The following is a 22661-nucleotide window of genomic DNA, read 5'->3' as shown; positions in this document are numbered from 1 at the left end:
GCTCGCGATGGCGGCGTATCAGTCGATACATGGGTCGAATGACAAGACGCCATCGCGAGCAGGCTCACTCCTACAGGGGTTCCGAAGTGTTTCTTAGATCCCGGCCAGGGCCAGGTCCATCGCGAAGTAGGTAAAGATCAGATCCGCCCCCGCCCGCTTGATCGCGCCAAGGCTTTCACGCACCACGCGGTCCTCATCAATCGCTCCGGCCTGCGCGGCAAATTTGATCATCGCGTACTCGCCGCTGACCTGATACGCCGACAGCGGCAAACGCGACACTTCGCGGATGTCGCGGATGATGTCCAGGTACGCGCCGGCCGGTTTGACCATCAGCGCATCGGCGCCTTCCTGCTCGTCCATCAGAGACTCGCGCACCGCTTCGCGGCGATTCATCGGGTTCATCTGGTAGCTTTTGCGGTCGCCTTTCAACGCGCTGCCGCCAGCTTCGCGGAACGGGCCGTAGAGCGCAGACGCAAATTTGGTCGAATAGGCCATGATCGCTGTCTGGGTGAAACCGGCTTGGTCGAGGGCCCGGCGAATAGCCTGGACCTGCCCGTCCATGGCCGCTGACGGTGCAATCACATCCGCACCGGCCCGGGCCGCCGCCACGGCTTGTTTGCCGAGGTTGATCAGGGTCTGGTCGTTGTCGACTTCATGGTTGTGCATCACGCCACAATGGCCGTGGTCGGTGTATTCGCAGAAGCAGGTGTCGGACATCACGATCATCTCCGGCACCGCGTCCTTGGCAATGCGCGACATGCGCGACACCAGGCCGTTGTCGCTCCAGGTGTCGCTGCCACTGCTGTCCAGGTGATGGGACACGCCAAACGTCATCACCGACTTGATCCCGGCGCGGGCGTAACGCTCGATCTCACCGGCCAGTTTCGACTCTGGAATGCGCATCACGCCGGGCATGCTTTTGATCGGCACGAAGTCATCGATTTCTTCCTCGACGAAAATCGGCAGCACCAGGTCGTTCAGACTGAACTCGGTTTCCTGGAACAGGCTGCGCAGGCTCGCATTGCGGCGCAGACGGCGTGGACGTGCTTCGGGGAACTGGCTGGACATGGGGGGTTCCTGAAAAACGGAGGTCGTGATGAAAGTCGTAGGGGGCGAAGCTTATGCCCTCAAAGGCGCGGGGCACAAACCTCGATCGCCCAAGACTGCGTTACCGAGGCCGCAATAATCGCGCGATATAACACGGTTCCCTGTGGGAGCGGGCTTGCTCGCGAAGACGGCGGCACATCCAACAAAGATGTATCTGGCACACCGCCTTCGCGAGCAAGCCCGCGCCCACAAGTTTTAGATTTCCAGCACACCGCTGATGCAGGTCACCACCGAACCACCAATCCAGATCTCATCACCCACCTGCTCCACCTGAATGCGCCCGGCGCGGCCCATGGTCAGGCCCTGGCTGACCACGTAGGACGCCGGTGCCAAGCCTTCGGCAAGCAACCACTGCGCAATCCCGGCGTTCAAGCTGCCGGTAGCCGGGTCTTCCGGCATGCCATCGCCGGAGATGAAAGCGCGCACTTCAAACTGCGCATCATCGCCATCGCGCTCAGGGTGCCATGGCGCTATCACGCCGACGGCCAGGCCCAGCATCTGTGAATGATCCGGCTGCAAATCCAGCACCTGTCGGCGGTCCTCGACCATCACCGCCAACCAGCCGGCACCGTTATCGACCCATTGAGCCCGGACAATCGCCCCCGGCTCCAATCGCAGCCCTAGGCGCACACGCTCGACGACGTCAGCGTCCACCGGCCCTGTCTTGATCAGTGGCGGCGCGAGAAAGGCCAGCTCCGCGCCTTGCCTGCGGACCCGCACCAGACCGACGCCGCACTCCTGAATGATCTCCTCGCCCTTGGGCACGCCCCCGGCCTCAAGCCATGCATGGCAAGTGCCCAAGGTCGGGTGACCGGCGAACGGCAACTCGGTGAGGGTGGTGAAGATCCGTACCCGATAGTCGGCGCGAGGGTCGCGCGGTTCGAGGATGAATGTGGTTTCGCTGAGGTTGGTCCAGCTTGCGAACGCCGCCATGCGTTCATCGCTGAGCCTGTCTGCGTCGAACACGACTGCCAACGGATTGCCCTTGAGTGCAACCTGGCTGAAGACATCTACTTGTTTGAAATCGAATGAGCTCATTGCCTGCCTTGGTCTTGAGAGAGTCGAAGAGATTTACTTGGGAATTTCCAGCCCGCGTATCACCGCCGGCCGCGCCAGGAAGCGCTCCAGCACGCGAGTGACGTTGGGGAAATTCTTGATGCCCACCAGATCGCCAGCCTCATAGAAGCCGATCAGGTTGCGCACCCACGGAAAGGTCGCGATGTCGGCAATGGTGTAGCGTTCGCCCATGATCCAGTCGCGCCCTTGCAGACGGCTGTCCAGTACTTTCAGCAGGCGTTTGCTTTCGTCGACGTAGCGGTCACGGGGACGTTTGTCCTCGTAGTCCTTGCCGGCGAACTTATTGAAGAACCCGAGCTGGCCAAACATCGGCCCGATGCCACCCATCTGGAACATCAGCCACTGGATCGTCTCGTAACGCGCCGCCGACTCCTGCGCCAGTAACTGGCCGCTCTTGTCGGCAAGGTAAATCAGGATCGCCCCGGACTCGAACAGCGGCAGGGGTTTGTCATCAGGGCCGTGGGGATCGAGGATCGCCGGGATCTTGTTGTTGGGGTTCAGCGACAGAAATTCGGGGGACATCTGATCGTTGCTGTCGAAGCCCACGCGATGGGGTTCGTAGGGCAGACCGATCTCTTCGAGCATGATCGAGACCTTGACGCCATTGGGGGTCGGCAAGGAGTACAGCTGGATCCAGTCCGGGTATTGAGCCGGCCATTTTTGGGTAATCGGGAACGCGGACAGATCGGTCATGGGGAGCATCCACAGTGAACAGTAAGCGCTGATCATAATGGAGGAGACTGGTTTTTTGCGTATCAATCTTGTTGATGAAGAAGATCAAAACATTGCAGTCATCGTTCTGCGCCGCTACCTGTACCGTGTCCATAAATCCGCAACATCCTGTCGATAACCTCTGCTCCAACCCATGCAAGGTTACCGGTACATTGCGGCGCACTCGCCGGAATCGAACCAAATGGGCTTCAGAGGACTCTGAGAACTGCCCTTTCGGAAACGGACCGGCCCAATGACATGGAAAACACCCGATGCTGGGAGCTCGTGGTGTAAAGGTTTGTCAGCCTTAACCGAATGCGCTGAAGATCACCTATTAAATGATGAACCTTTTCAAATTTGCCGATCGCTTCAAGCAACGCGCGTATGTCGTCCTGCCCTCCCTGTTGGCGATGAGCGCGTTGTTTTTGTCGCTGGAGTCCAGTGAAAGCCGCGCCCAACCGGCAGACGGCACCCAGACCCTGGTATTCCTGCGTCACGCGGAAAAACCCGAAGGTGGTCTGGGCCAGCTCAACTGCCAGGGCCTGAACCGTGCCATCGACCTGGCCACCTTGCTGCCGGAAAAATTCGGCAAGGCCAATTACGTCTTTGCCGCCAACCCGACACGTAATGTCGAGGAAGGCGAACTGGACAATTCCTACAGCTACATTCGCCCCCTGATGACCATCAGCCCCAGCGCGATCAAGCTCGGCTTGCCGGTGAACATCAACTTTTCAGCCAACGACACCAGCGACCTGGCCGATGAATTGCTCCACGACAAGTACCACAACTCGGTCATCTACACCGCCTGGTCCCACGGTTACCTGCCCGAGCTGATCAACAAGGTCGCCGGAGATGCGGTCGGAAAGAAACAGAAGATCACCGAAGACTGGGAATCCAGCGACTACGACTCGCTGTTTGTGCTCACGCTGACCTGGCATAACGGCAAGGCGAGCCTGCAGAGCCATAGCTACAAGCAAGGGCTCGATAATGGGCGGGAGACGTGTCCGACGTAAGCAGTCGATACCCTCCAGGCATTAAAGTTTATAGCGTCTGTCTGGGCCCTATCGCGAGCAGGCTCGCTCCCACACTGGATTTCCGGCGCGACACAAATCCAGTGTAGGAGCGAGCCTGCTCGCGATGGGGCCAGAAAAAACAATACATCCCTGTCGGTTGATCTCCCACATTGGATCTCCGGCGCGATACAGATCCAGTGTAGGAGCGAGCCTGCTCGCGATGGGGCGAGAAAAACCGACACATCACTGTCGGTTGATCTCCCTCATTGGATTTCCGGCGCGACACAGATCCAGTGTAGGAGCGAGCCTGCTCGCGATGGGGCCAGAAAACCAACCCATCACTGTCGGTTGATCTCCCACATTGGATTTCCGGCGCGACACAGATCCAGTGTAGGAGCGAGCCTGCTCGCGATGGGGCCAGAAAAACCGACACATCACGGTCGGTTGATCTCCCTCATTGGATCTCCGGCGCTACACAAATCCAGTGTGGGAGCGAGCCTGCTCGCGATGGGGCTAGAAAAACCAACACATCACTGTCGGTTGATCTCCCTCATTGGATCTCCGGCGCGACACAGATCCAGTGTAGGAGCGAGCCTGCTCGCGATGGGGCCAGAAAACCAACCCATCACTGTCGGTTGATCTCCCACATTGGATCTCCGGCGCTACACCGATCCAGTGTAGGAGCGAGCCTGCTCGCGATGGGGCCAGAAAAACCAACACATCACTGTCGGTTGATCTGCCGCTCGCGCAGGTACTCAAGAACCGCGCCCTTCTCCCCGGCAAACTCAATCCGCGCGCCCTTCTTCTCCCGCTGAAAGGCATACATCGGATCGTAATACTCACGCAGCAACCCTTCGATCCAGCCCCGGTGCAAATCCACCGCCCCGCTGTTCGCCTGCTCCGCCAACGCGTCTTCCATCAAGATCAACATCCGCCGGTGCCGTTCACCGCCCAGGCGCTTCTGCACATTGTTCAAGCTTTCCAGCAGACGCTCGGAAAACAGCGCAAAGCCTTCATCGCCATGCACGCTGATGAACTCGGCACACAAGTCCACGACGTAATCGCGCAAGATCCGTTCGACCCGCCCTTCCTGGCTGTCCTCCAGCCAGACCATCGGGTACTGCTGCATGCCCTGAAACAGCGGCAAGGGCAACGCGCAGCTGCCAATCGCCCGGCTTTCGTCTTCCAGCACAAACTGCTCGATGCCGTGAGCGCGCTTCTTCAGCACGTCTACCGCCAGGCGGTTTTCAAAGTCGATATTGGACGGTTGGACGGTGGCGCGTTTGCCGAAGCTGGAACCGCGATGATTGGCGTGGCCTTCGAGGTCCAGGCCGTTGCGTAGCTGCGTGAGCACCTCGGTCTTGCCGGTGCCGGTCATGCCGCCCAGCAATACGAAATCGCACTGGGCAACGGCCTGATCGACCGTGTCCAGCAAGAAGCTGCGCATGGCCTTGTAGCCGCCACCGACGCGCGGATAGTCGATGCCGGCCTCGTCCTTGAGCCACTGCTGGACGATCTGCGAACGCAAGCCGCCGCGAAAACAATACAAATAGCCCTCGGGGTGCGCCCGGGCAAAATCGGCCCAGGCCTGGATGCGTTCGGCCTTGATCTCGCCGGACACCAGTTGATGCCCCAGGGTGATCGCCGCTTGCTGGCCGTGTTGCTTGTAGCAGGTGCCGATCCGCTGCCGCTCGTGGTCGTTCATCAGCGGCAGATTGACCACCCCGGGGAACGCGCCCTTGTGGAATTCGATCGGCGCGCGGGCATCCAGCATCGGCCGGTCGTTGAGAAAGATGTCGCGGTAGTCGGTGAAGTCGATTGACATCAAAACACCTCGACCGCGTGGGTCTGTCGCTCGACCAGCTCACCGATTGGCTCAAGGGCCAGGCCCAATTCGCTGGCCACTTTGAGGAATTGCTCGTTGCCTTCGGGCGTGACCGCCACCAGCAGGCCGCCGCTGGTCTGCGGATCGCACAGCACCCGTTTATGCAGTTCCTGCACGCGCCCGACCTTGCTCGCGTAACTGTCGAAATTACGCAGGGTGCCGCCCGGCACGCAGCCTTGGTCGAGGTAATACTCGACACCCGGCAGACGCGGCACACGGTTGTATTCGATGCGTGCGGTGACGTTGCTGCCGTCGGCCATTTCCACCAGATGCCCCAACAAGCCGAAACCGGTGACGTCGGTCATCGCCGTCACGCCGTCGAGCTTGCCGAAACGGCTGCCGGGTTTGTTCAGGGTGCACATCCAGTCGCGAGCCAGGCCAATGTCGGCCGTGCGCAGCTTGCCCTTCTTCTCGGCGGTGGTGAGGATGCCGATGCCCAGCGGTTTGGTGAGGTAAAGCAGACAACCGGCGGTGGCGGTGTCGTTGCGCTTCATGTGGCGCTTTTCAACCAGCCCGGTCACTGCCAGGCCGAAGATCGGCTCCGGGGCGTCGATGGAATGCCCACCGGCTAACGGAATGCCCGCCTCGTCACACACCGAACGTCCACCGCGAATCACTTCCCGGGCAATCTCCGGCGCCAATACATTCACCGGCCAGCCAAGGATCGCAATCGCCATCAGCGGATCACCGCCCATGGCGTAGATATCGCTGATGGCGTTGGTGGCGGCAATGCGGCCGAAATCGAACGGGTCGTCGACGATTGGCATAAAGAAGTCGGTGGTCGAGACCACGCCGCGTTCTTCGTCGATCGCGTACACCGCCGCGTCATCGCGCGAGGCGTTGCCGACCCAAAGCCTGGGGTCGAGGTTCTGCGCGCCACTGCCGGCCAGAATCACCTCAAGCACTTGCGGCGAAATTTTGCAGCCACAGCCGGCGCCGTGGCTGTATTGGGTCAGACGAATCGGCTCGCTCATGGGAATACCTCGTGAAGACAATGGGGGCGAGTCTACCATTGGCGGTCAATCCAAGGCGCAACACCACCGGCCTTGTAGCAGCTACAGACGTGTCAGTTCGCGTAACTGACCAACCCGACAATAAAAAACCTTATTTCGTCGATTTTTCATGGAATTGAAATAATTGGCATCTGTTATGCAAACGTTTGCGAGTCGCTGATATAGACGTTTTCGCGACATAACCGCGCAAGCCCGAAGAATCGGGCTTTTGATCCGCACGAAAAGGGACTTTTAATGCACCGCACGTCCAGCCGCGTGACTTGCTCGCGCACTCTTGCTGTTTCCTTGCTGTTGGCCAGCGTTACAGGACTACTCAGCAGCACCGTTTTGGCGCAATCCGCGCCCACCGAAGAATCCGCCCAGGGCGAAACCCTGAGTCCCGAAGCCAGCCCGCCGAAAAAAGGCGTTTACCTGTCGGACTGGTTCAACCAGGACCTGACCGTCATCGGCAGCAAAGACATCAGTTTCGGCCCGCAACCGGCCGACGATGTTTACCTGGAGTACGAGTACTTCGGGCGCAAAGGGCCGTTTGAGTTGTACGGCTACATCGACATCCCGAAGATCTTCGACATCGGCAACAGTCATGACAAAGGCGTGTGGGACCACGGTTCGCCGGTGTTCATGGAGCACGAACCGCGCATTTCCATCGACCACCTTGCCGGCCGCAGCCTGGCCATCGGGCCGTTCAAAGAATGGTACGTGGCGTTCGACTGGATCTACGACCACGGCAGCAACAGCGCCAACCGCGCCAATACGCTTTACAGCGGCCTGGGCACCGACATCGACACCCACTCGCGAGTCAACTTGTCGGCGAACTTCTACGGGCGTTATCAGTGGGAAAACTACGGCGCCAGCAACGAGTATTCGTGGGACGGCTACCGTGCCCAGCTCAAATACATCGTGCCGATCAGCAGCTTCAGCAACGGCGCGTCACTGACGTACATCGGCTTCACCAACTTCGATTTCGGCTCCGATCTGCACAAGGACAACCCGGCCCGCACCGCCAACGCCACCGTCGCCACCAACGTCTTGCTGTACTCGTTCACACACTTGCGCTTCACCCTGGTCGGCCGTTACTTCCACAACGGCGGCAACTGGGAGGATGGCAGCGAGTTGAATTTCGGCGACGGCGACTTCCGCGCTCGCTCCGATGGCTGGGGTTACTACGCCGGCATCGGTTATCAGTTCTGAGGCTTGATTGAACCTGGAGGTTTTATGAATGCAATGACGCGTATGTCCCTGGCCTGTGCCGCCCTGCTCTCTTCCACTGCCTGGGCAAGCGAAGCACCGATCCAGCCGAAAGTGATGCTGATCACCATGTTCGCCCCCGAGGCGCAAAACTGGATCGATCGTCTGGAGCTCAATCAGGAAGTTCGAGTGCCGGGCCTGTCCGCCGAGTACCCGACCATTCGCTGCAACACGCAGCAGGTGTGCCTGATGGTCACCGGCATGGGCCAGACCAACGCCGCAGCTTCGACACTGGCCCTGGCCCTGTCGCCGAAATTCGACCTGCGTAAAAGCTACTTCCTGATCGCCGGCATTGCCGGCATCAACCCGAAACACGGGACCATTGGCACCACCGCGTGGGCCCATTACCTGGTGGAGTTCGGCACCCAGTGGGAACTGGATTCGCGAGACGCGCCGAAAGACTGGCCAACCGGATACATCGGCATCAACACCCAAGGCCCGAACCAAAAACCGCCGCTGGACTACAAGACCGAAGTGTTCGAGCTCAATCCGAAGTTGCAGGCCAAGGCATTCGCCCTGACGCACAACGTCAAGTTGAGCGAGAGCAAGGAATCGGCGGCATGGCGCCTGAAATACCCGTCGGCCCCAGCCAATCAGCCACCGACGGTGACAAAGTGCGACACGCTGGCCGGCAACACCTGGTTTTCCGGGACGCGCTTGAGTGAACGTGCCGAGGTCTGGACCAAGCTGTTGACCGACGACAAAGGCGAGTACTGCACGACGCAACAGGAAGATAACTCCACCTACGAAGCGCTGCTGCGGGCCAGTCGCGAGGGCCTGGTAGACGTGCAACGCCTGGCGGTGGTGCGCGCGGGCTCCGACTTTGATCGACCGGCCCCGGGCCAGAGCGAGGTGGACAACCTGCTCAAGTATGCGGATCAGGGCGGGTTTGTGCCGGCACTGGAGAACCTGTACCGGACGGGGAATCCGTTGGTGCTGGAGATCTTGAACAATTGGTCGGCGTGGGAGAATGGTGTTCCCGAGGCTTGATCTGACAATACAAAACCCTGTGGGAGCGAGCCTGCTCGCGATGACGGTGTATCAGGCAACACAAATGTCGACTGACACTCCGTCATCGCGAGCAGGCTCACTCCCACATTTTGATCGGCGTTACGGCAACAAAATCACCTTGTCCCCGGCACCTTGGTTCACTTCTTCATACCGCTCCAGCCCTTCGGCCAGCGGCGATTCAAACAACCCTTCCGGCAACGGCAACAACCCCTGATCAAAGAACTTGCCGAACTGATCGAGCATCGCCGCACACGCCTGCACGCCATACAACAACGAATTGATCCCCACCACCGAACCGCCCTTGCGATACAACGCCAGCGCCGGCAGTTGCACCATGCCGTCGACCGGCGCCGCGATGATCGCGATGCGGCCGAACGCCGCGAGCGCCGGGACCGAGGCCGGTAGCCAGAAGCCGGTGGTGTCGAAAATCACGTCGGCGCCGCCGGTATACACGGCCTGCACCTGCGCCCCCAGCTCGTCCGGTTTATCCAGTTGCAGCGTCTGATACCCCTGCGCCTGCAGATCCTTGACCTGCTCGGGTCGCCGCGCCGCCGCCAGGACTTGAGCACCCCGCACCTTGGCCAACGCCAGAGCGGCACTGCCGACCGCTCCGCCGCCGATCACCAACAGCCGCGTTGCAGCAGTCACCAGACTGCGTTCCAGCGCATCCCACGCCGTGGTGTACGGCACGCCGAGGCTGGCGGCCTGGGCGAAGCTCAGATGGGTGGGTTTGAGCGCCACGCCATTGGCCGGCAGTTTGACGAATTGCGCATGGGAACCATCGGCAAAAAAACCCAGTTCACGACCGGTGCCCCAGACTTCCTGACCGATCAGTGCCTGCGGCCCTTCAACCACCACACCGGCGAAATCCCGACCGGGAATCCGTGGCAAGGTGGTGTAGGGAAACCGTCCCAACACGTTCTTCACATCGCTGGGGTTGAGGCCGGCCGCCTTGATCTGCACCAGCACCTCATCGGCGCCGGGAACGGGGGTAGGGACATCGACATAACGCAAGGCCGAGAGGTCGCCGGTCTGGTCGAATTGCAGTGCTTTCATGGGAGTGTCCATCGCATAAAGAAAGGGGTTTCAGGAGACCCAGCCCGCCACCAGTTGCCGGCCCATGGGCCACAACTTTTCGCCGGCGAGCATGCCCAGCAGGCCCACCAGGGCAATGGCCGGTGGGGCGGGCGAACGAAAATCCAGTGCGCCGTAGAGCAGGCCGACACCCAGACCAATGACCAGCGAGATGAGGTAGCTCATGGCAGACTCCGTGGGCAAACAAGGTATGCCTGAAGTCTAAAGAGCGGTGGCGGCGGGCATCGGCCAAGTGCTTCTGAATATCGGCCAAAGCGCGGCGGGTGCACTGCCAATTGTGTAGCGGCGGAGCCCTGTAGGAGTGAGCCTACAAGGTTTTCCCTCTGCTACAGGGGTGCGTCATGGCTGGACGGGGTGTTGGCTCGCCGCAAACTGCGAAGGCGCGACACCCAGTTCCCGGCGGAACATGTCGCTGAAGCTGCTCGGCGAATAGCCCAGTTCGCGGGCAATCGTGCTGACCGGCACGCCTTGAATCAACTCCGCTGCCGCGGTCGCCAATTGCACCTGCCGCCGCCATTCGGCGAAGCCCATGCCCAGGCCTTCCTTGAACAGCCGTGCCAGGGTGCGCACGCTGGCACCGGCATTTTCCGCGTGCTGCTCGAAGGGAATGGCCAGCGAGGGCGCGGCCATGACCGCCTGACACAGGTTCATCAGGCGTCGGTCGGAATCATCCGGCAACGGGATTTTCAACAGCGAACGCCTGGCTCGTCTAAGCTCCAGCAACGCCAGGCCGACCAGCGCCTCGTAGTACTCGGGCGCGCCATCATCGCCCTGCTCCACCAGCCCGACGATCAGCTCACGCAGCAGCCCGCCGACTTCGATCACCTGAACACTGTCATCCAACGTGACCGCCAATGAGGGCCGCAGGTAGATGTTGCGCATCTGCAGGTCCGAGACCACGCGAATGCCATGCGGCACGCCCGGCGGCAGCCACACCGCCCGTTGCGGCGGCACCACCAACGCCTCTTGAGGCGTTTCCACCCACATGACCCCGCTCATGGCGTACAGCAATTGGCCCCATTCATGCTCGTGGGGCTCGATGTACAAGCCACGCGAGTAAGTGCGTGCCAGCGGTTGCACGGGCACATCGGTGTCACTCAGGTCTGGCGGGGCGGCAAGGGCCATGGGCAATGATCATTGGGGTTTTCAGGTCTTGCATGGTAACGGGCCACTCACCTTGTCGCCACCGGCGGCAGCCGTCTGACAATCCGAATGAATTTTCCTTAACCCCAACGATCCTTGTATTACCACAGGGAGGAATACGGGCTTTATGAACAACGCAAAACTTTTCGTCATTGAATACACCCTTCATGGCGCGCCAAAGTCTTTCATTATCCGCCTGGACAAAATGGACAACGCGGAAGCTTGGCACTGGGCCAGTTGTGACGCAGGGGTTGGACGAATACCCCGCTTTGGCCGAGAGAAGGTGCAAAAAACCAGCAAGCCGCTGGCGGAGAAATTCGGCATCGAAAATGTGACGTGGCGCCCGGCGGGCTGAGCATTACAGGGGGTAGTCATCCGACATTGAAAGTGGAGCCCGAGAGGCTCCACTTCATGTTGATGAGCTATTTGGCGTGTGCGCACTTGCAACCCTTGCTCGCACACTCCTCGCCATGTTCGTGGTGCTTGGCGCACGCTTCACAGCAATAGTGTTTGCCGTGGCGCGCTATCGGGTGCTCGCCCAGTTTGCAGGAGCATTTGGGGCAGTCGCAGGTACTTTCACTGTCGATCATGAGTCTGACTCCTTGGGTGTGGTCGTCGCGTGCGGCAAATGCGCACTTCACTCATCAGTGTAGGAGCTACAAAAAGGCGCGCAGTTACTCGCTTCGGGTGCTGCTGCGATACATGAACAGCAACGCCAGCGCCAGGCACACCATCGCCAGCAACCGACTGCTCGACAACTCGATCGCCGGGTTACCCAGCCAGCCGAAGTTATCGATCAACATCCCCATGCCCAACTGCCCGACGATCACCGCCACGGTTGCCACCGCCGTGCCGACCCGCGGCACCGCACCGACCATGACCATCATGTAGACGACGCCGAACAAGGCACCGCTGAGTTGCCATTTCGGCACGTCCAGCAGGCTCAAGGCATGGGCCGGTTCAAAAAACAGGATCAGCAACCCGGTGACCACCGCGCCCACTGCGAAAGTCAGCAAACTGCTGCGCAACACGCCGACGGTTTCCCCCAGGCGCCCGTTGATCGCCGCCTGGATGCTCAACACCGCGCCGGCGGCCACCACCACGGCCAACAAAATAATCAGATTCATCATCAACCCCGAGCAATCAGAACAAGTGCCGCGACAATCAGCAGCAACGCTAGCCAACGCTCACCGTTGACCTTTTTGCGGGTGGCGCCGAACCATCCGAAGTGGTCGATCAACACGCTTTTGCCGACCTGCCCGGAGAGGATCGCGATCATCGTCATCGCGATCCCGATGTGCGGCGTGGCCAGGGTCAGCACCACCACGTAGATCGGCCCGAGGAAGCCGCCGATCAACTGCCAGCGCGGCAAGGTGTTCAACGCCGGACCTTGTTGCTTGCCGCTGAACAACAACAGCAGAAACAGAATCGCCGAGCCGACGCCGAAGATGCTCAACGTCGCCCATAAATGCCCGACCTGAACCCCGAGCGGCCCGAGCAGACCGGCCTCCACGGAAAGGCCCATGCCGGCGAGGATCACCAGAGGCAGCAGCAACAGCCGCAGCCCTGGTTTGGCCGCTGGCACTGAAGCGATGTCGATTGAAGAAGATTGCATAAGGAAAACCTGCTCGTCAGATGAATACGGCCCCGGTAGGAGCGAAGCTTGCTCGCGAAGGCGTCGTATCAGTTGACATTTCCGGCGTCTGACACGCCGCCTTCGCGAGCAAGCTTCGCTCTTACCAAGGGGCTGTTGTGGCAGGCATTATCGGCTGGCGATCCTTTGCGATAAATGGGAGCATCCCGACAACACTTTTGCGCAACTCGCACAGCAGGATCGCCCATGCATGGCCTCAACGAGCTTGGATTCAAGGCACTTCGGCTGTTTGTCGCGGTGCTCGACCATGGCAGCTTCTCCGAAGTCGCCCGCCGCGAGGGCCTGGCACCCTCGTCGATTTCCCGGCAGATCCAGCTGATGGAACAGGCCTTGAACCAGCAATTGCTCTACCGCCACACGCGCGCGGTCACGCCCACCGAAGCCGGCCGCATGCTCGGTCATCACGCGCGGCTGGTGCTGGTGCAACTGGAGGAAGCCGAACAGGCCTTGCAGGAGCAGCAAAGCGAACCCAGCGGGCTGGTGCGGATCAATGCGCCGGTGGTCTTCGGGCAACGGCATCTGACGCCGTGGCTGGGGCTGTTGTGCGAGCGCTATCCGAAACTGCAACTGGATATCCAGCAAACCGACAGCTACGTCGACCCGTTGCAGGAAGGCGCCGATTTGCTGTTTCGCATTGGCCCGCTGCACGATTCGAGCATGCAGGCGCGGATCCTGGCGCCCCATCGCTTTCAAGTTGCCGCCAGCCCGGCCTACCTCAAACGCCATGGCACGCCGCACCATCCCGAAGAATTGGCAGCGCATCAGTGCCTGGCCTACAAGGGCGTGGCCGGGCAGCAACGCTGGTTTTTCCGCAAGGACGCGCAGGACTGGACGCCCTACTCCGTCAAAGGCCCGATCACCGGCAACCACGCCGACACGCTCACGCAAGCCGCCGAACAAGGCCTGGGGTTGGTGATGTTTCCGTCGTGGCTGATCGGCGAGGCGGTGCGCAACGGCACGCTGGTGCCGGTGCTGGGGGAATATCAGGTGTCCAACAGCCTCGAACCGCAGCAGATCGCGGTGCTGTGGCCAGGTAGCCGACGGTTGTCGGTGAAGGTGCGCACGGTGATTGATTTCTTCGTGGAGTGCTTCGGAACGGTGCCCTACTGGGACAGACCCTGACACCAAACAAACCCTGTGGGAGCGAGCCGGCTCGCGATGGGGCCGGCACATCCAACATTAATATTGGCTGACAGACTGCTATCGCGAGCAGGCTCGCGTCGCTTGTCAGATCCGGAACTGGCCGACCAGTTTGCCCAGGCGCTGGCCGAGGTCGGCGAGGCTGCGTGAGGTCTGGGCACCGAGTTGGGTTTCGTCGGCAACGCTGTCCACCGCCACGGCGATCTGATGCACGCTGCGGTTGATCTCTTCGGCCACGGCGGTCTGCTCTTCAGCCGCGCTGGCGATTTGCGCGTTCATCGAATTGATGGTGCCGATCAGCTGGGCCATGGTGTCTAGCGATGCACCGGCTTCATTGGCCTGGGCCGAGGTGCCATCGCCCGCTTCGCTGGAACGACGCATCGCTTCCACCGCCGATTGGGTCCCGGCCTGCAAGCGGTCGATCATGCCCTGGATTTCCTGGGTGCTGATCTGCGTGCGGCTGGCCAGCGCCCGCACTTCGTCGGCCACCACCGCAAAACCACGACCGGCTTCACCGGCACGCGCGGCTTCAATGGCAGCGTTCAGTGCCAGCAAGTTGGTCTGTTCGGCAATCGAACGAATCACCCCCAGCACGCTGACAATCGACGACACGTCCTTTTGCAGGCTGTCGAGGGACACGCCACTGCTGCGGATGTCGTTCACCAACGCATGAATCTTGACGATGCTGCCGGCCACCACACGCTTGGCAGCCTGGCCTTCTTCGTCGGTCTGCTGAGCCGCCACCGCCGCGTTTTGTGCGCTTTTCGCCACTTCCTGAGCCGCCGCCGACATTTCGTTGATCGCCGTGGCGACCTGATCGGTCTCGTGGCGCTGACGCTCCATGGCCTGATCCGAGCGCTGGGCCTGGTCGGAGACCTGATTCACCAGGCCGGTCAGTTGCGACGTCATTTCGGTGATCTGACGCACCAGGCCGTGGATCTTGTCGACAAAGCGATTGAACGAGCCGGCCAGTTCGCCGAGTTCGTCCTGGCTGGTGATGGTCAGACGACGGGTCAGGTCGCCCTCGCCCGCCGCGATGTCATCGAGGTTGGCTTTCATCAGGTTCAGCGGACGCAGAATGGTATTGGCCAGCAGCATCCCGGCTGCCGCGATCACCAGCAGCATCACCACGGCGATACCGACGATGGTTAGCACCACGCCTTCCATCCGCTCCTGCACCTTGGCCTGGACCAGCGCGACTTGCGCCTCGATACCATCAAGGTTCACCGACGTACCGACCGCCATGTCCCACTTCGACAGGTATTCGGTGTAGCCCAGTTTCGGCACCAGCACTTGAGTGTTGCCGGGCAACGGCGAGCTGTATTGCAGGTAGTGGGTGCCGTCTTTGGCGACTTTGACCAGGTCGCGGTTGACGTAGACGCCGTTCGGGTCGCGGTTGTCCTTGAAGCTCTGGCCCACGCCTTCCGGGCTGTTGGCCTTGAACAGGCGCACGGTGTTGGAGTCGTAGCCGAAGAAGTAGCCGTCCTTGCCGTAGGTGATGCTCGACAACAGCTTTATCACCTGCGCCCGCGCCGCGTCATCGCCAGGGGTGGCCGCGTCGTAAAGCGGTTTGATCGTGGTCATGGCCACGGCCACGTAACTTTGCAGGGTGGCCTTGGCATCGCTGAGCAGGCGCTGGCGGGTTTCCTCGACTTCCTTGCTGGCCTGCTCCTGCAGAATGAACAGCGTGGTCAGGCTGATGACTAGCGCAAAGAGCAACACCGGGAGGACAGCAAGGGACAGGACTTTAGCCTTCAGGCTCATGCGCATGACGGTTCACTCTTTTGATTTTGTTGGCGTGGTTAAAGGCTTTAACGGCACGCCAACGAAAAACTGTAGGAGCCAGCGGCAAGTCGGATCGCCGCACCGCTGGCTCCTACGGAAGTGAAATCAGAGGACCATCGCGGCCACCCAGCCGAACGCCAGCAGCGGCAGGTTGTAATGCAGGAAGGTCGGGACCACGGTGTCCCAGATGTGGTGATGCTGGCCATCAATGTTCAGACCGGAGGTCGGGCCCAGCGTCGAGTCCGAGGCCGGCGAACCGGCGTCACCCAACGCACCGGCCGTGCCGACGATGCACACGATCGCGATCGGGCTGAAACCCAACTGCACGCACAACGGCACGAAGATCGCCGCCAGGATCGGCACGGTGGAAAACGACGAGCCGATGCCCATGGTCACCAGCAGGCCGACCAGCAACATCAACAGCGCGCCGACGCCTTTGCTGTGCCCGATCCACGACGCCGACGTTTGCACCAGCGTCTGCACCTGACCGGTGGCTTTCATCACTTCGGCGAAACCCGAGGCGGCGATCATGATGAAACCGATCATCGCCATCATTTTCATGCCTTCGGTGAACAGGTCGTCAGTGTCGCGCCACTTCACAATGCCCGACACCGAAAAGATCAGGAAACCCGCCAGCGCACCAATGATCATCGAGTCCAGCAGCAGCTGAATGATGAACGCCGCCGCGATGGCCACACCGGCGACGATCAGGCTCAGCGGGTTGTACTCCACCGCGACTTGCTCGACTTTCTCGATCTTTTCCAGGTCGTAGACGCGCTTCTTGCGATAGCTGATAAACGCCACTGCGAGGCCGACGACCATGCCCAACGCCGGAATGCCCATGGCATGGGTGACGTTGATGCCGCTGATATCGACGCCGCTGCGCGCAACGTTGGCCAGCAGGATTTCATTCAGAAAGATGTTGCCGAAGCCCACCGGCAGGAACATGTACGGCGTGATCAGGCCGAAGGTCATGACGCAGGCGATCAAGCGGCGATCCAGTTGCAACTTGGTCAGCACATATAGAAGCGGCGGCACCAGCAGCGGAATAAAGGCGATATGTATCGGCAGAATGTTCTGCGAAGCGATGGCCACCACCCACAGCAAGCCGATCAGCAGCCACTTGACCTGGCCGCCACCGCTGGCGTGTTGGCGATCCACCATCAGCAGGGCCTTGTCCGCCAGGGCATGGGCCAGGCCGGATTTGGCAATCGCCACGGCGAACGCACCGAGCAAAGCGTAGGACAACGCCACCGTCGCCCCGCCGCCGAGGCCACTATTAAAGGCTTTCAGGGTGGCATCGATGCCCAGGCCACCGGTCAGCCCCCCCACCAGGGCGCCGACAATCAGCGCGATCACTACGTGCACGCGGGACAGGCTAAGGACCAGCATGACGCCGACCGCGGCAATTACAGCATTAATCATCGTTACCTCAGGGCAAGCGAAATGAGCTCAGCCGGCAGTCTGCGAAGCGCCGCCAGCAGATCAAGGAATGGGTTTTATTAGAGGGCGCGCACTGTGCCGCAGAGTCGGCCCGGTGTCAAAGCGCATGGGCCGACCTGTATGTAACGGGCCACGAAATACCTGTGGCGAGGGAGCTTGCTCCCGCTCGACTGCGCAGCAGGCGTAAAACCTGCCGATGCGTAGTGGCTGAAGGAATACCAGGGGTCGCTTCGCAACCCAACGGGAGCAAGCTCCCTCGCCACAGGTAAGCGTTCTCGCCACAAAATCAGCGGCGAGCCTTATTCGGATGCCGGCATAAAGAAAGGAGAATCGTGGCCGTTACAGTGCAAAGTCTCAGATAAATATCGAATAAGGACGTCTCTCCATGTCGCTCAGACAACTTTCCATCCAATGGAAAATCACCCTGCTGGCCGGGCTTTGCCTGGCCGGCATCGTGACCCTGCTGGTGGGTCTTTCGCTGTATCGCATGGAGCACAGCTCCGAGATGGTGAAAGCCTCGAGCATGGAGATGCTCACCGAAGCCGCTCAGGCCCGGATCGAATCCCAGGGTGAAAACCAGGCGCTGGTGATTCGTCAGCAGTTCATGGACGCCTATCAATACGGCCACGGCTTTTCGCGCCAGGTGCTGTTCCTGCGCGACCAGGCGGAAAAGCGTTTTCTGGACGCCTTCGACCTGCGTGAAGACCTGACCCGCCAGGTCAAGTCGGCGCTGCAAGCCAACCCGGATTTGCTCGGCCTGTCCCTGGTGTTCGAAGCCAACGCGCTGGACGGCAAGGACGATCTGTTCGCTGGCCAGGCTGAACTGGGCAGCAACGACAAGGGCCGTTTTGCCCTGTATTGGTCGCAACCTGTGCCTGGCAAAGTGACCTCCATGGCGCTGCCGGAAAGCGACATGGCCGACACCAAGGCCGGTCCCAGCGGCGAGCCGGCCAACGCCTGGTTCACCTGCCCGCGCACCACGCTCAAACCGTGCGTGATCGAACCGTATTTCTATGTGATCGACGGCCAGCAGGTGCTGATGACCAGCATCGTGTTCCCGCTGATGGTCAACGGCAAAGTCATCGCTTCGCTGTCGGTGGACATCAACCTCAACAGCTTGCAGGCCATGAGTCAGGGCGCGAGCAAAAAGCTCTACGACGGCCAGACCCGCGTCAGCATCATCAGCACGGTCGGCTTACTCGCCGGTTACAGCGCGGACGCCAGCAAACTCAGCCAGCGCCTGGACACCGTGGACACGTCCGACGGCACCGAGCTGATTCGCATGCTCGCGGCCAGCAGCACCACCGAAAGCGTGCACAGCAACCAGCAACTGAAAGTGCTGTCGCCGTTCCAGCCGATTCCCGGCGGGAAAGCCTGGGGCGTGTTGCTCGACGTGCCGGAAAAAGTCCTGGTCGGCCCCGCCGAAACCCTGAAAAACCAACTCGATGACAGCAACCGCAGCGGCACCCTGATTGAGCTCGGCCTCGGTGTACTGGCCGCGCTGATTGGCTTGCTGCTGGTGTGGCTGATGGCGAGCAGCGTGACCAGACCGATCCTCGGCGTGGCGCACATGCTCGAAGACATCGCCAGCGGCGAAGGCGACCTGACCCGACGCCTGGCTTACGACAAGCAGGACGAACTGGGCCAGTTGGCTGGCTGGTTCAACCGCTTCCTCGACAAGCTGCAACCGATCATCGCCGAAGTGAAACGCTCGGTGCAGGACGCCCGCAGCACCGCGGATCAATCCTCCGCCATCGCCACGCAGACCAGCGCCGGCATGGAGCAGCAATACCGTCAGGTCGATCAGGTCGCCACCGCCTCCCACGAAATGAGCGCCACCGCCCAGGACGTCGCCCGCAGTGCCGCGCAAGCCGCCCAGGCCGCGAAGGATGCCGACCAAGCGACTCGCCGGGGCCTGACCGTCATCGACCAGACCACCACCAGCATCGGCAACCTCGCCGCCGACATGAGCGCGGCCATGGTGCAAGTGGAAGGCCTGGCGGCCAACAGCGAGAAAATCGGTTCGGTGCTGGAAGTGATTCGCGCCATTGCCGAACAAACCAATCTGCTGGCCCTCAACGCCGCGATCGAAGCGGCCCGCGCCGGTGAGGCCGGACGAGGTTTTGCGGTGGTCGCCGATGAAGTGCGCAACCTGGCGCGACGCACCCAGGAGTCGGTTGAAGAAACCCGCGTCGTGATCGAGCAATTGCAGTGCGGCACGCAGGACGTGGTTGGCTCGATGAACAACAGCCATCGCCAGGCGCAAGGCAGCGTCGAGCAAGTGGGCCAAGCGGTGACAGCGCTGCGCCAGATCGGCGAGGCGGTGACGGTAATCAGCGACATGAACCTGCAGATTGCGTCTGCGGCCGAAGAGCAGAGCGCGGTGGCCGAGGAGATCAACAGCAACGTGGCGACGATTCGCGATGTGACGGAGTCGCTGTCGGGACAGGCGAATGAATCGGCGCGGGTGAGTCAGTCACTCAATAGCCTGGCGAATCAGCAGCAGAGTCTGATGGATCAGTTTCGCGTTTAACGCCGTTATCGCGTCCACTGAAGATCAAAGTGTGGGAGTGAGCCTGCTCGCGATTGCGGTTTGTCAGCCAACAGAGATGTCGACTGACACACCGCTATCGCGAGCAGGCTCGCTCCTACAGGGATACTCAGCGTTTGGGGAGTTTGATCAGCACTTTCAGGCCGCCCCACTCGCTTTCCTCCAACCGCATCACCGCGCCCCACGTGTCGACGATGTCGCGCACAATCCCAAGCCCCAACCCATGCCCATCCGTCTGTTCATCCAGCCGTGTCCCCCGGTTCAGCACCTGATCGCGCTGCGCCTCGGGAATCCCCGGCCCATCATCTTCCACGCTTAATTCAAACCCTTGCGCCGTCTCGACCACGCTCAACCGAACCTCGGCGTCCGCCCATTTGCAGGCGTTATCCAAGAGATTGCCTAGCAGTTCGAGCAAATCCTCGCGATCCCACGGCAGCTGCAAACCGGTTGGTGCGCGGTAGCTCAGGTTCAGGTGTTCGCCGTGAATCATGTTCAACGTCGCCAACAACCCCGGCAGTTCCCCATCGCAATCAAACAGCGCTCCCGGCAACGCATCGCCGGACAAGCGGGCGCGATTGAGTTCGCGACTGAGCCGCTGCTGGACCTGTTCCAATTGAGCCTTGAGGAGTTTGCGCAGTTCGGGATAAGCGTCGAGCTTCTCGCTGGAAGCTACGCTCAGCAACACCGCCAACGGCGTTTTCAACGCATGCCCAAGGTTGCCCAGGGCATTGCGCGAACGTTTAAGGCTGTCTTCGGTGTGGGCCAGCAAATGGTTGATCTGTGCCACCAGCGGCTCCAGCTCCACCGGCACCTGGTCATCGAGTTGCGAGCGCTGGCCCTGCTGCAACTGGGCGATTTGCTCACGGGCCTTTTCCAGTGGGCGCAAGGCGCGGCGCACGGTGATCCGTTGCAGCAGCAAAATCAGCAGCAACCCCGCCAGCCCGAGGCCCAGGCCGACTTGTTGCATGCGCCGAAAACTCTCGCGCACGGGCGTGTAGTCCTGCGCCACACTGATCGAAATCGATTGCCCGAGCCGGCGATAGTCCGAACGCAGCACCAGCAATTGCTGACCTTCCGGCCCCAGTTGCAGGTTGCTGTGCAGGCCGGGATGGTCGAGTGGCGGCAGTTCCTGATCCCACAACGAGCGGGAACGCCAATGCTTGTCGGCGAAATCGATACGGAAGTAGTGCCCGGAAAACGGCCGTTGATAGGCCGGCGACAGGTGCCGCTCATCCAGTTGCAACCCCGCCGGCCCGCGCACCAGCGCCACCAGCAGGTTTTCACTGTCGTTGCGCAAACCGTCTTCGAGGTAACGCTGCAGCCCTTTTTCGAACAACCACAGGCTGGTTTGCGCCAGCACCAGGCCGACGACCACCATCACGCTGATCAGCCCCAGACTCAAGCGGCGCTGAATCGACCTCACTGGGCTTGTCCGCCGAACAGGTAGCCCTGGCCGCGACGGGTTTCGATCACACTTTTCCCAAGCTTGCGCCGCAGGTGGTTGACGTGGACTTCGAGCACGTTGGAATCGCGCTCGGTTTCACCGTCGTAGAGGTGTTCGGCGAGGTGGCTTTTGGAAAGGATCTGCTCGGGGTGCAGCATGAAATAGCGCAGCAGGCGAAACTCGGAGGCTGTCAGCTGGATATCGGCACCGTCACGCGTGACGCACTGACGACCTTCATCCAGGTGCAGCCCCGCCGATTTGAGCGTCGGCTGGTTGGCCTGACCGTGGGAGCGCCGCAATAACGCCTGGACCCGCAGGTGCAGCTCTTCGGGGTGGAACGGTTTGGTCAGGTAATCGTCGGCACCGGCCTTGAGGCCTTCGATGCGCTCGGCCCAGGAACCGCGTGCCGTGAGGATCAGCACCGGCGTGACCAGACCACCGGCCCGCCATTGCGCCAGCACCTCAAGCCCCGGCAAACCCGGCAGGCCCAGGTCGAGGATGATCAGGTCATACGGCTCGCTGCTGCCCTGATACACCGCGTCTCGGCCATCGGCCAGCCAGTCCACGGCATACCCCTGCCGGTTGAGGCCGGCCATCAATTCGTCGGCCAGCGGCACGTGGTCTTCCACCAGAAGCAAACGCATCGATCAATCTTCCTTGTCTTTCAGTAACTGGCCAGTGGTGGCGTCGAGGTCCAGTTCACGAACCACCCCTTCGGTAGTCAGCAACTCGACTTCGTAAATGTAGACGTCGTGTTTTTCTTCAAGCTCGGCTTCCAGCAGTTTGGAGCCGGGGTAGCGGTCCAACGCCTGTTTTAACAATTGCTCAAGCGGCAGGATCACGCCTTGCTGGCGCAAGCGCAGGGCTTCGTCCTGATCGAGGTCGCGGGCCATGACGACCGAGCAGAACGCCAGCAGCACCAGCGCCATGCGTGAAAATGAACACACCTTCATTACGTATCCTGATGATCCTTGAGAACCTGGCCGCTGACCGCGTCTAATTCCAGATCCCAATCAATGCCCTGTGGGTCGCGCAGCTCAACCTGGTAGATGTACTTGCCGTACTCTTCTTCCAGCTCGGTTTCGGTGATTTTGGCACCGGGATGTTTGGCCAGAGCGGTGGCGTTGAGCTTCTCGAAAGACACAATGGTACCAGCGTCGCGTAATCGCAGGGCTTCATCGGGGCCTAAATCACGGGCGTGGGCGAGGCTGGCGGTCAGGGTAAGGATGGACGCGGTGAACAGGGCAGTCAGGGTTTTCATGGGTGTCTCCGTATTTTTTATGTGTTGCCTACGAGGAGCACCTTAGCGGGCTGAACTTAACTGAAACTGAATTGCCATCA

22 protein-coding genes and 3 pseudogenes are annotated in these 22661 nt (G+C 60.9%); 7 read left to right on the top strand and 18 right to left on the bottom strand.

Annotated elements, in window-relative coordinates; genetic code table 11:
• Positions 1–93 precede the first annotated feature (93 nt).
• From hemB to FBY01_RS18950, 3 genes are all read right to left on the bottom strand, one after another.
• Entirely contained in the window at positions 94–1068 is a 975-nt protein-coding gene (gene hemB, locus FBY01_RS18960; RefSeq protein ID WP_077750523.1) for a porphobilinogen synthase, read from the bottom strand.
• A gap of 234 nt (positions 1069–1302) precedes the next feature.
• Positions 1303–2145 (bottom strand): PhzF family phenazine biosynthesis protein, encoded by an 843-nt coding sequence (locus FBY01_RS18955; protein ID WP_145308989.1) that lies wholly within the window; start codon positions 2143–2145, stop codon positions 1303–1305.
• Positions 2146–2178: 33 nt separating this feature from the next.
• Positions 2179–2877, bottom strand: coding sequence for a glutathione binding-like protein (locus FBY01_RS18950; RefSeq protein ID WP_077750521.1), 699 nt, complete (start codon positions 2875–2877; stop codon positions 2179–2181).
• 356 nt (positions 2878–3233) lie between these two features.
• On the opposite strand from FBY01_RS18950, the gene FBY01_RS18945 reads away from it, so the two are divergent.
• Positions 3234–3908, top strand: coding sequence for a hypothetical protein (locus tag FBY01_RS18945; RefSeq protein ID WP_010458594.1), 675 nt, complete (start codon positions 3234–3236; stop codon positions 3906–3908).
• 721 nt (positions 3909–4629) lie between these two features.
• On the opposite strand, the gene mnmH is transcribed toward FBY01_RS18945, so the two are convergent.
• Together mnmH and selD are read right to left on the bottom strand one after the other, a co-directional pair.
• On the bottom strand, positions 4630–5733 hold the full coding sequence (gene mnmH / locus FBY01_RS18940) for a tRNA 2-selenouridine(34) synthase MnmH (RefSeq protein WP_102595463.1): 1104 nt from the start codon (positions 5731–5733) through the stop codon (positions 4630–4632).
• On the bottom strand, positions 5733–6767 hold the full coding sequence (selD, locus tag FBY01_RS18935) for a selenide, water dikinase SelD (RefSeq protein WP_010458591.1): 1035 nt from the start codon (positions 6765–6767) through the stop codon (positions 5733–5735). The genes mnmH and selD overlap by 1 nt, the downstream gene beginning before the upstream one ends.
• Before the next feature lie 273 nt (positions 6768–7040).
• On the opposite strand from selD, the gene FBY01_RS18930 reads away from it, so the two are divergent.
• Positions 7041–7997, top strand: a complete 957-nt coding sequence (locus FBY01_RS18930; protein ID WP_145308987.1) for a nucleoside-specific channel-forming protein Tsx — start codon at positions 7041–7043, stop codon at positions 7995–7997.
• A 24-nt stretch (positions 7998–8021) separates the two neighbouring features.
• The gene (locus FBY01_RS18925) at positions 8022–9044 is read left to right on the top strand and encodes a purine nucleoside permease (RefSeq protein ID WP_145308985.1); all 1023 of its coding nucleotides are present in this window, start codon (positions 8022–8024) and stop codon (positions 9042–9044) included.
• 120 nt (positions 9045–9164) lie between these two features.
• Here the strand turns inward: FBY01_RS18925 and FBY01_RS18915 are convergent, their stop codons facing one another.
• The 3 genes from FBY01_RS18915 to FBY01_RS18905 all read right to left on the bottom strand — a co-directional run bounded on the left by FBY01_RS18915 (position 9165) and on the right by FBY01_RS18905 (position 11285).
• Complete coding sequence (locus tag FBY01_RS18915) at positions 9165–10121, bottom strand: zinc-binding alcohol dehydrogenase family protein (RefSeq protein ID WP_083377227.1); 957 nt, start codon at positions 10119–10121, stop codon at positions 9165–9167.
• Positions 10122–10151: 30 nt separating this feature from the next.
• Positions 10152–10325, bottom strand: coding sequence for a DUF1427 family protein (locus tag FBY01_RS18910; protein WP_010458583.1), 174 nt, complete (start codon positions 10323–10325; stop codon positions 10152–10154).
• A gap of 174 nt (positions 10326–10499) precedes the next feature.
• Positions 10500–11285 (bottom strand): helix-turn-helix domain-containing protein, encoded by a 786-nt coding sequence (locus FBY01_RS18905; protein ID WP_077748862.1) that lies wholly within the window; start codon positions 11283–11285, stop codon positions 10500–10502.
• Positions 11286–11430: 145 nt separating this feature from the next.
• Between FBY01_RS18905 and FBY01_RS18900 the strand changes: the two genes are divergently transcribed.
• A complete protein-coding gene (locus tag FBY01_RS18900; RefSeq protein WP_010458578.1) occupies positions 11431–11658 on the top strand; it encodes a DUF6555 family protein in 228 nt (75 codons plus the stop codon).
• Positions 11659–11725: 67 nt separating this feature from the next.
• Here the strand turns inward: FBY01_RS18900 and FBY01_RS18895 are convergent, their stop codons facing one another.
• From FBY01_RS18895 to FBY01_RS18885, 3 genes are all read right to left on the bottom strand, one after another.
• On the bottom strand, positions 11726–11893 hold the full coding sequence (locus FBY01_RS18895; RefSeq protein WP_010458576.1) for a metallothionein: 168 nt from the start codon (positions 11891–11893) through the stop codon (positions 11726–11728).
• An 84-nt stretch (positions 11894–11977) separates the two neighbouring features.
• Positions 11978–12433 (bottom strand): DMT family transporter, encoded by a 456-nt coding sequence (locus FBY01_RS18890; protein WP_145308983.1) that lies wholly within the window; start codon positions 12431–12433, stop codon positions 11978–11980.
• Positions 12433–12918, bottom strand: coding sequence for a DMT family transporter (locus FBY01_RS18885; protein ID WP_010458572.1), 486 nt, complete (start codon positions 12916–12918; stop codon positions 12433–12435). Before FBY01_RS18885 ends, FBY01_RS18890 begins: the two co-directional genes overlap by 1 nt.
• Before the next feature lie 225 nt (positions 12919–13143).
• Between FBY01_RS18885 and FBY01_RS18875 the strand changes: the two genes are divergently transcribed.
• Positions 13144–14079 (top strand): LysR family transcriptional regulator, encoded by a 936-nt coding sequence (locus tag FBY01_RS18875; RefSeq protein WP_077748864.1) that lies wholly within the window; start codon positions 13144–13146, stop codon positions 14077–14079.
• 105 nt (positions 14080–14184) lie between these two features.
• Here the strand turns inward: FBY01_RS18875 and FBY01_RS32255 are convergent.
• From FBY01_RS32255 to FBY01_RS18865, 3 genes and pseudogenes are all read right to left on the bottom strand, one after another.
• A pseudogene (locus FBY01_RS32255) lies at positions 14185–14775 on the bottom strand (methyl-accepting chemotaxis protein); the annotation flags it as partial.
• A 315-nt stretch (positions 14776–15090) separates the two neighbouring features.
• A pseudogene (locus FBY01_RS32250) lies at positions 15091–15861 on the bottom strand (cache domain-containing protein); the annotation flags it as partial.
• 126 nt (positions 15862–15987) lie between these two features.
• Positions 15988–17304: a Na+/H+ antiporter family protein gene (locus FBY01_RS18865; protein WP_162179694.1), complete on the bottom strand. Its 1317-nt coding sequence runs from the start codon at positions 17302–17304 to the stop codon at positions 15988–15990.
• Between the two features lie 406 nt (positions 17305–17710).
• On the opposite strand from FBY01_RS18865, the pseudogene FBY01_RS32245 reads away from it, so the two are divergent.
• Positions 17711–19000, top strand: a pseudogene (locus FBY01_RS32245) (HAMP domain-containing protein); the annotation flags it as partial.
• A gap of 102 nt (positions 19001–19102) precedes the next feature.
• The gene (locus FBY01_RS32240) at positions 19103–19858 is read left to right on the top strand and encodes a methyl-accepting chemotaxis protein (protein ID WP_370654464.1); all 756 of its coding nucleotides are present in this window, start codon (positions 19103–19105) and stop codon (positions 19856–19858) included.
• 127 nt (positions 19859–19985) lie between these two features.
• On the opposite strand, the gene FBY01_RS18855 is transcribed toward FBY01_RS32240, so the two are convergent.
• The 4 genes from FBY01_RS18855 to FBY01_RS18840 are packed head-to-tail and all read right to left on the bottom strand — an operon-like array spanning position 19986 to position 22581.
• Entirely contained in the window at positions 19986–21299 is a 1314-nt protein-coding gene (locus tag FBY01_RS18855) for a sensor histidine kinase (RefSeq protein WP_083377230.1), read from the bottom strand.
• Positions 21296–21964 (bottom strand): response regulator transcription factor, encoded by a 669-nt coding sequence (locus tag FBY01_RS18850; protein ID WP_010458558.1) that lies wholly within the window; start codon positions 21962–21964, stop codon positions 21296–21298. The genes FBY01_RS18855 and FBY01_RS18850 overlap by 4 nt, the downstream gene beginning before the upstream one ends.
• A gap of 3 nt (positions 21965–21967) precedes the next feature.
• Positions 21968–22273 carry a PepSY domain-containing protein gene (locus FBY01_RS18845; RefSeq protein WP_010458557.1) on the bottom strand — a complete coding sequence of 102 codons (306 nt, stop codon included), beginning with the start codon at positions 22271–22273 and terminating at the stop codon, positions 21968–21970.
• Positions 22273–22581: a PepSY domain-containing protein gene (locus FBY01_RS18840; protein ID WP_145308977.1), complete on the bottom strand. Its 309-nt coding sequence runs from the start codon at positions 22579–22581 to the stop codon at positions 22273–22275. Before FBY01_RS18840 ends, FBY01_RS18845 begins: the two co-directional genes overlap by 1 nt.
• Positions 22582–22661 lie beyond the last annotated feature (80 nt).

Origin of the sequence: Pseudomonas sp. SJZ077 (assembly GCF_007993905.1) — a bacterium.
In the GTDB taxonomy this organism is placed as follows: Bacteria; Pseudomonadota; Gammaproteobacteria; order Pseudomonadales; family Pseudomonadaceae; genus Aquipseudomonas; species Aquipseudomonas mandelii.
Note: the sequence above shows the minus strand (reverse complement) of the source record. Positions and strands in the feature narration are given on the sequence as shown.

What these genes read in the sequence shown, in the direction of transcription:
- FBY01_RS18945 (WP_010458594.1), top strand. Translation starts at nt 3,234, where the DNA reads ATGATGAACCTTTTCAAATTTGCCGATCGCTTCAAGCAACGCGCGTAT.
- FBY01_RS18900 (WP_010458578.1), top strand. Translation starts at nt 11,431, where the DNA reads ATGAACAACGCAAAACTTTTCGTCATTGAATACACCCTTCATGGCGCG.
- FBY01_RS18915 (WP_083377227.1), bottom strand. Translation starts at nt 10,121, where the DNA reads ATGAAAGCACTGCAATTCGACCAGACCGGCGACCTCTCGGCCTTGCGT.
- mnmH (WP_102595463.1), bottom strand. Translation starts at nt 5,733, where the DNA reads ATGTCAATCGACTTCACCGACTACCGCGACATCTTTCTCAACGACCGG.
- FBY01_RS18875 (WP_077748864.1), top strand. Translation starts at nt 13,144, where the DNA reads ATGCATGGCCTCAACGAGCTTGGATTCAAGGCACTTCGGCTGTTTGTC.
- FBY01_RS18890 (WP_145308983.1), bottom strand. Translation starts at nt 12,433, where the DNA reads ATGATGAATCTGATTATTTTGTTGGCCGTGGTGGTGGCCGCCGGCGCG.
- FBY01_RS18895 (WP_010458576.1), bottom strand. Translation starts at nt 11,893, where the DNA reads ATGATCGACAGTGAAAGTACCTGCGACTGCCCCAAATGCTCCTGCAAA.
- FBY01_RS18845 (WP_010458557.1), bottom strand. Translation starts at nt 22,273, where the DNA reads ATGAAGGTGTGTTCATTTTCACGCATGGCGCTGGTGCTGCTGGCGTTC.
- FBY01_RS18955 (WP_145308989.1), bottom strand. Translation starts at nt 2,145, where the DNA reads ATGAGCTCATTCGATTTCAAACAAGTAGATGTCTTCAGCCAGGTTGCA.
- FBY01_RS18930 (WP_145308987.1), top strand. Translation starts at nt 7,041, where the DNA reads ATGCACCGCACGTCCAGCCGCGTGACTTGCTCGCGCACTCTTGCTGTT.
- hemB (WP_077750523.1), bottom strand. Translation starts at nt 1,068, where the DNA reads ATGTCCAGCCAGTTCCCCGAAGCACGTCCACGCCGTCTGCGCCGCAAT.
- FBY01_RS18925 (WP_145308985.1), top strand. Translation starts at nt 8,022, where the DNA reads ATGAATGCAATGACGCGTATGTCCCTGGCCTGTGCCGCCCTGCTCTCT.
- FBY01_RS18905 (WP_077748862.1), bottom strand. Translation starts at nt 11,285, where the DNA reads ATGGCCCTTGCCGCCCCGCCAGACCTGAGTGACACCGATGTGCCCGTG.
- FBY01_RS18950 (WP_077750521.1), bottom strand. Translation starts at nt 2,877, where the DNA reads ATGACCGATCTGTCCGCGTTCCCGATTACCCAAAAATGGCCGGCTCAA.
- selD (WP_010458591.1), bottom strand. Translation starts at nt 6,767, where the DNA reads ATGAGCGAGCCGATTCGTCTGACCCAATACAGCCACGGCGCCGGCTGT.
- FBY01_RS18885 (WP_010458572.1), bottom strand. Translation starts at nt 12,918, where the DNA reads ATGCAATCTTCTTCAATCGACATCGCTTCAGTGCCAGCGGCCAAACCA.
- FBY01_RS18910 (WP_010458583.1), bottom strand. Translation starts at nt 10,325, where the DNA reads ATGAGCTACCTCATCTCGCTGGTCATTGGTCTGGGTGTCGGCCTGCTC.
- FBY01_RS18840 (WP_145308977.1), bottom strand. Translation starts at nt 22,581, where the DNA reads ATGAAAACCCTGACTGCCCTGTTCACCGCGTCCATCCTTACCCTGACC.
- FBY01_RS18850 (WP_010458558.1), bottom strand. Translation starts at nt 21,964, where the DNA reads ATGCGTTTGCTTCTGGTGGAAGACCACGTGCCGCTGGCCGACGAATTG.
- FBY01_RS32240 (WP_370654464.1), top strand. Translation starts at nt 19,103, where the DNA reads ATGGAGCAGCAATACCGTCAGGTCGATCAGGTCGCCACCGCCTCCCAC.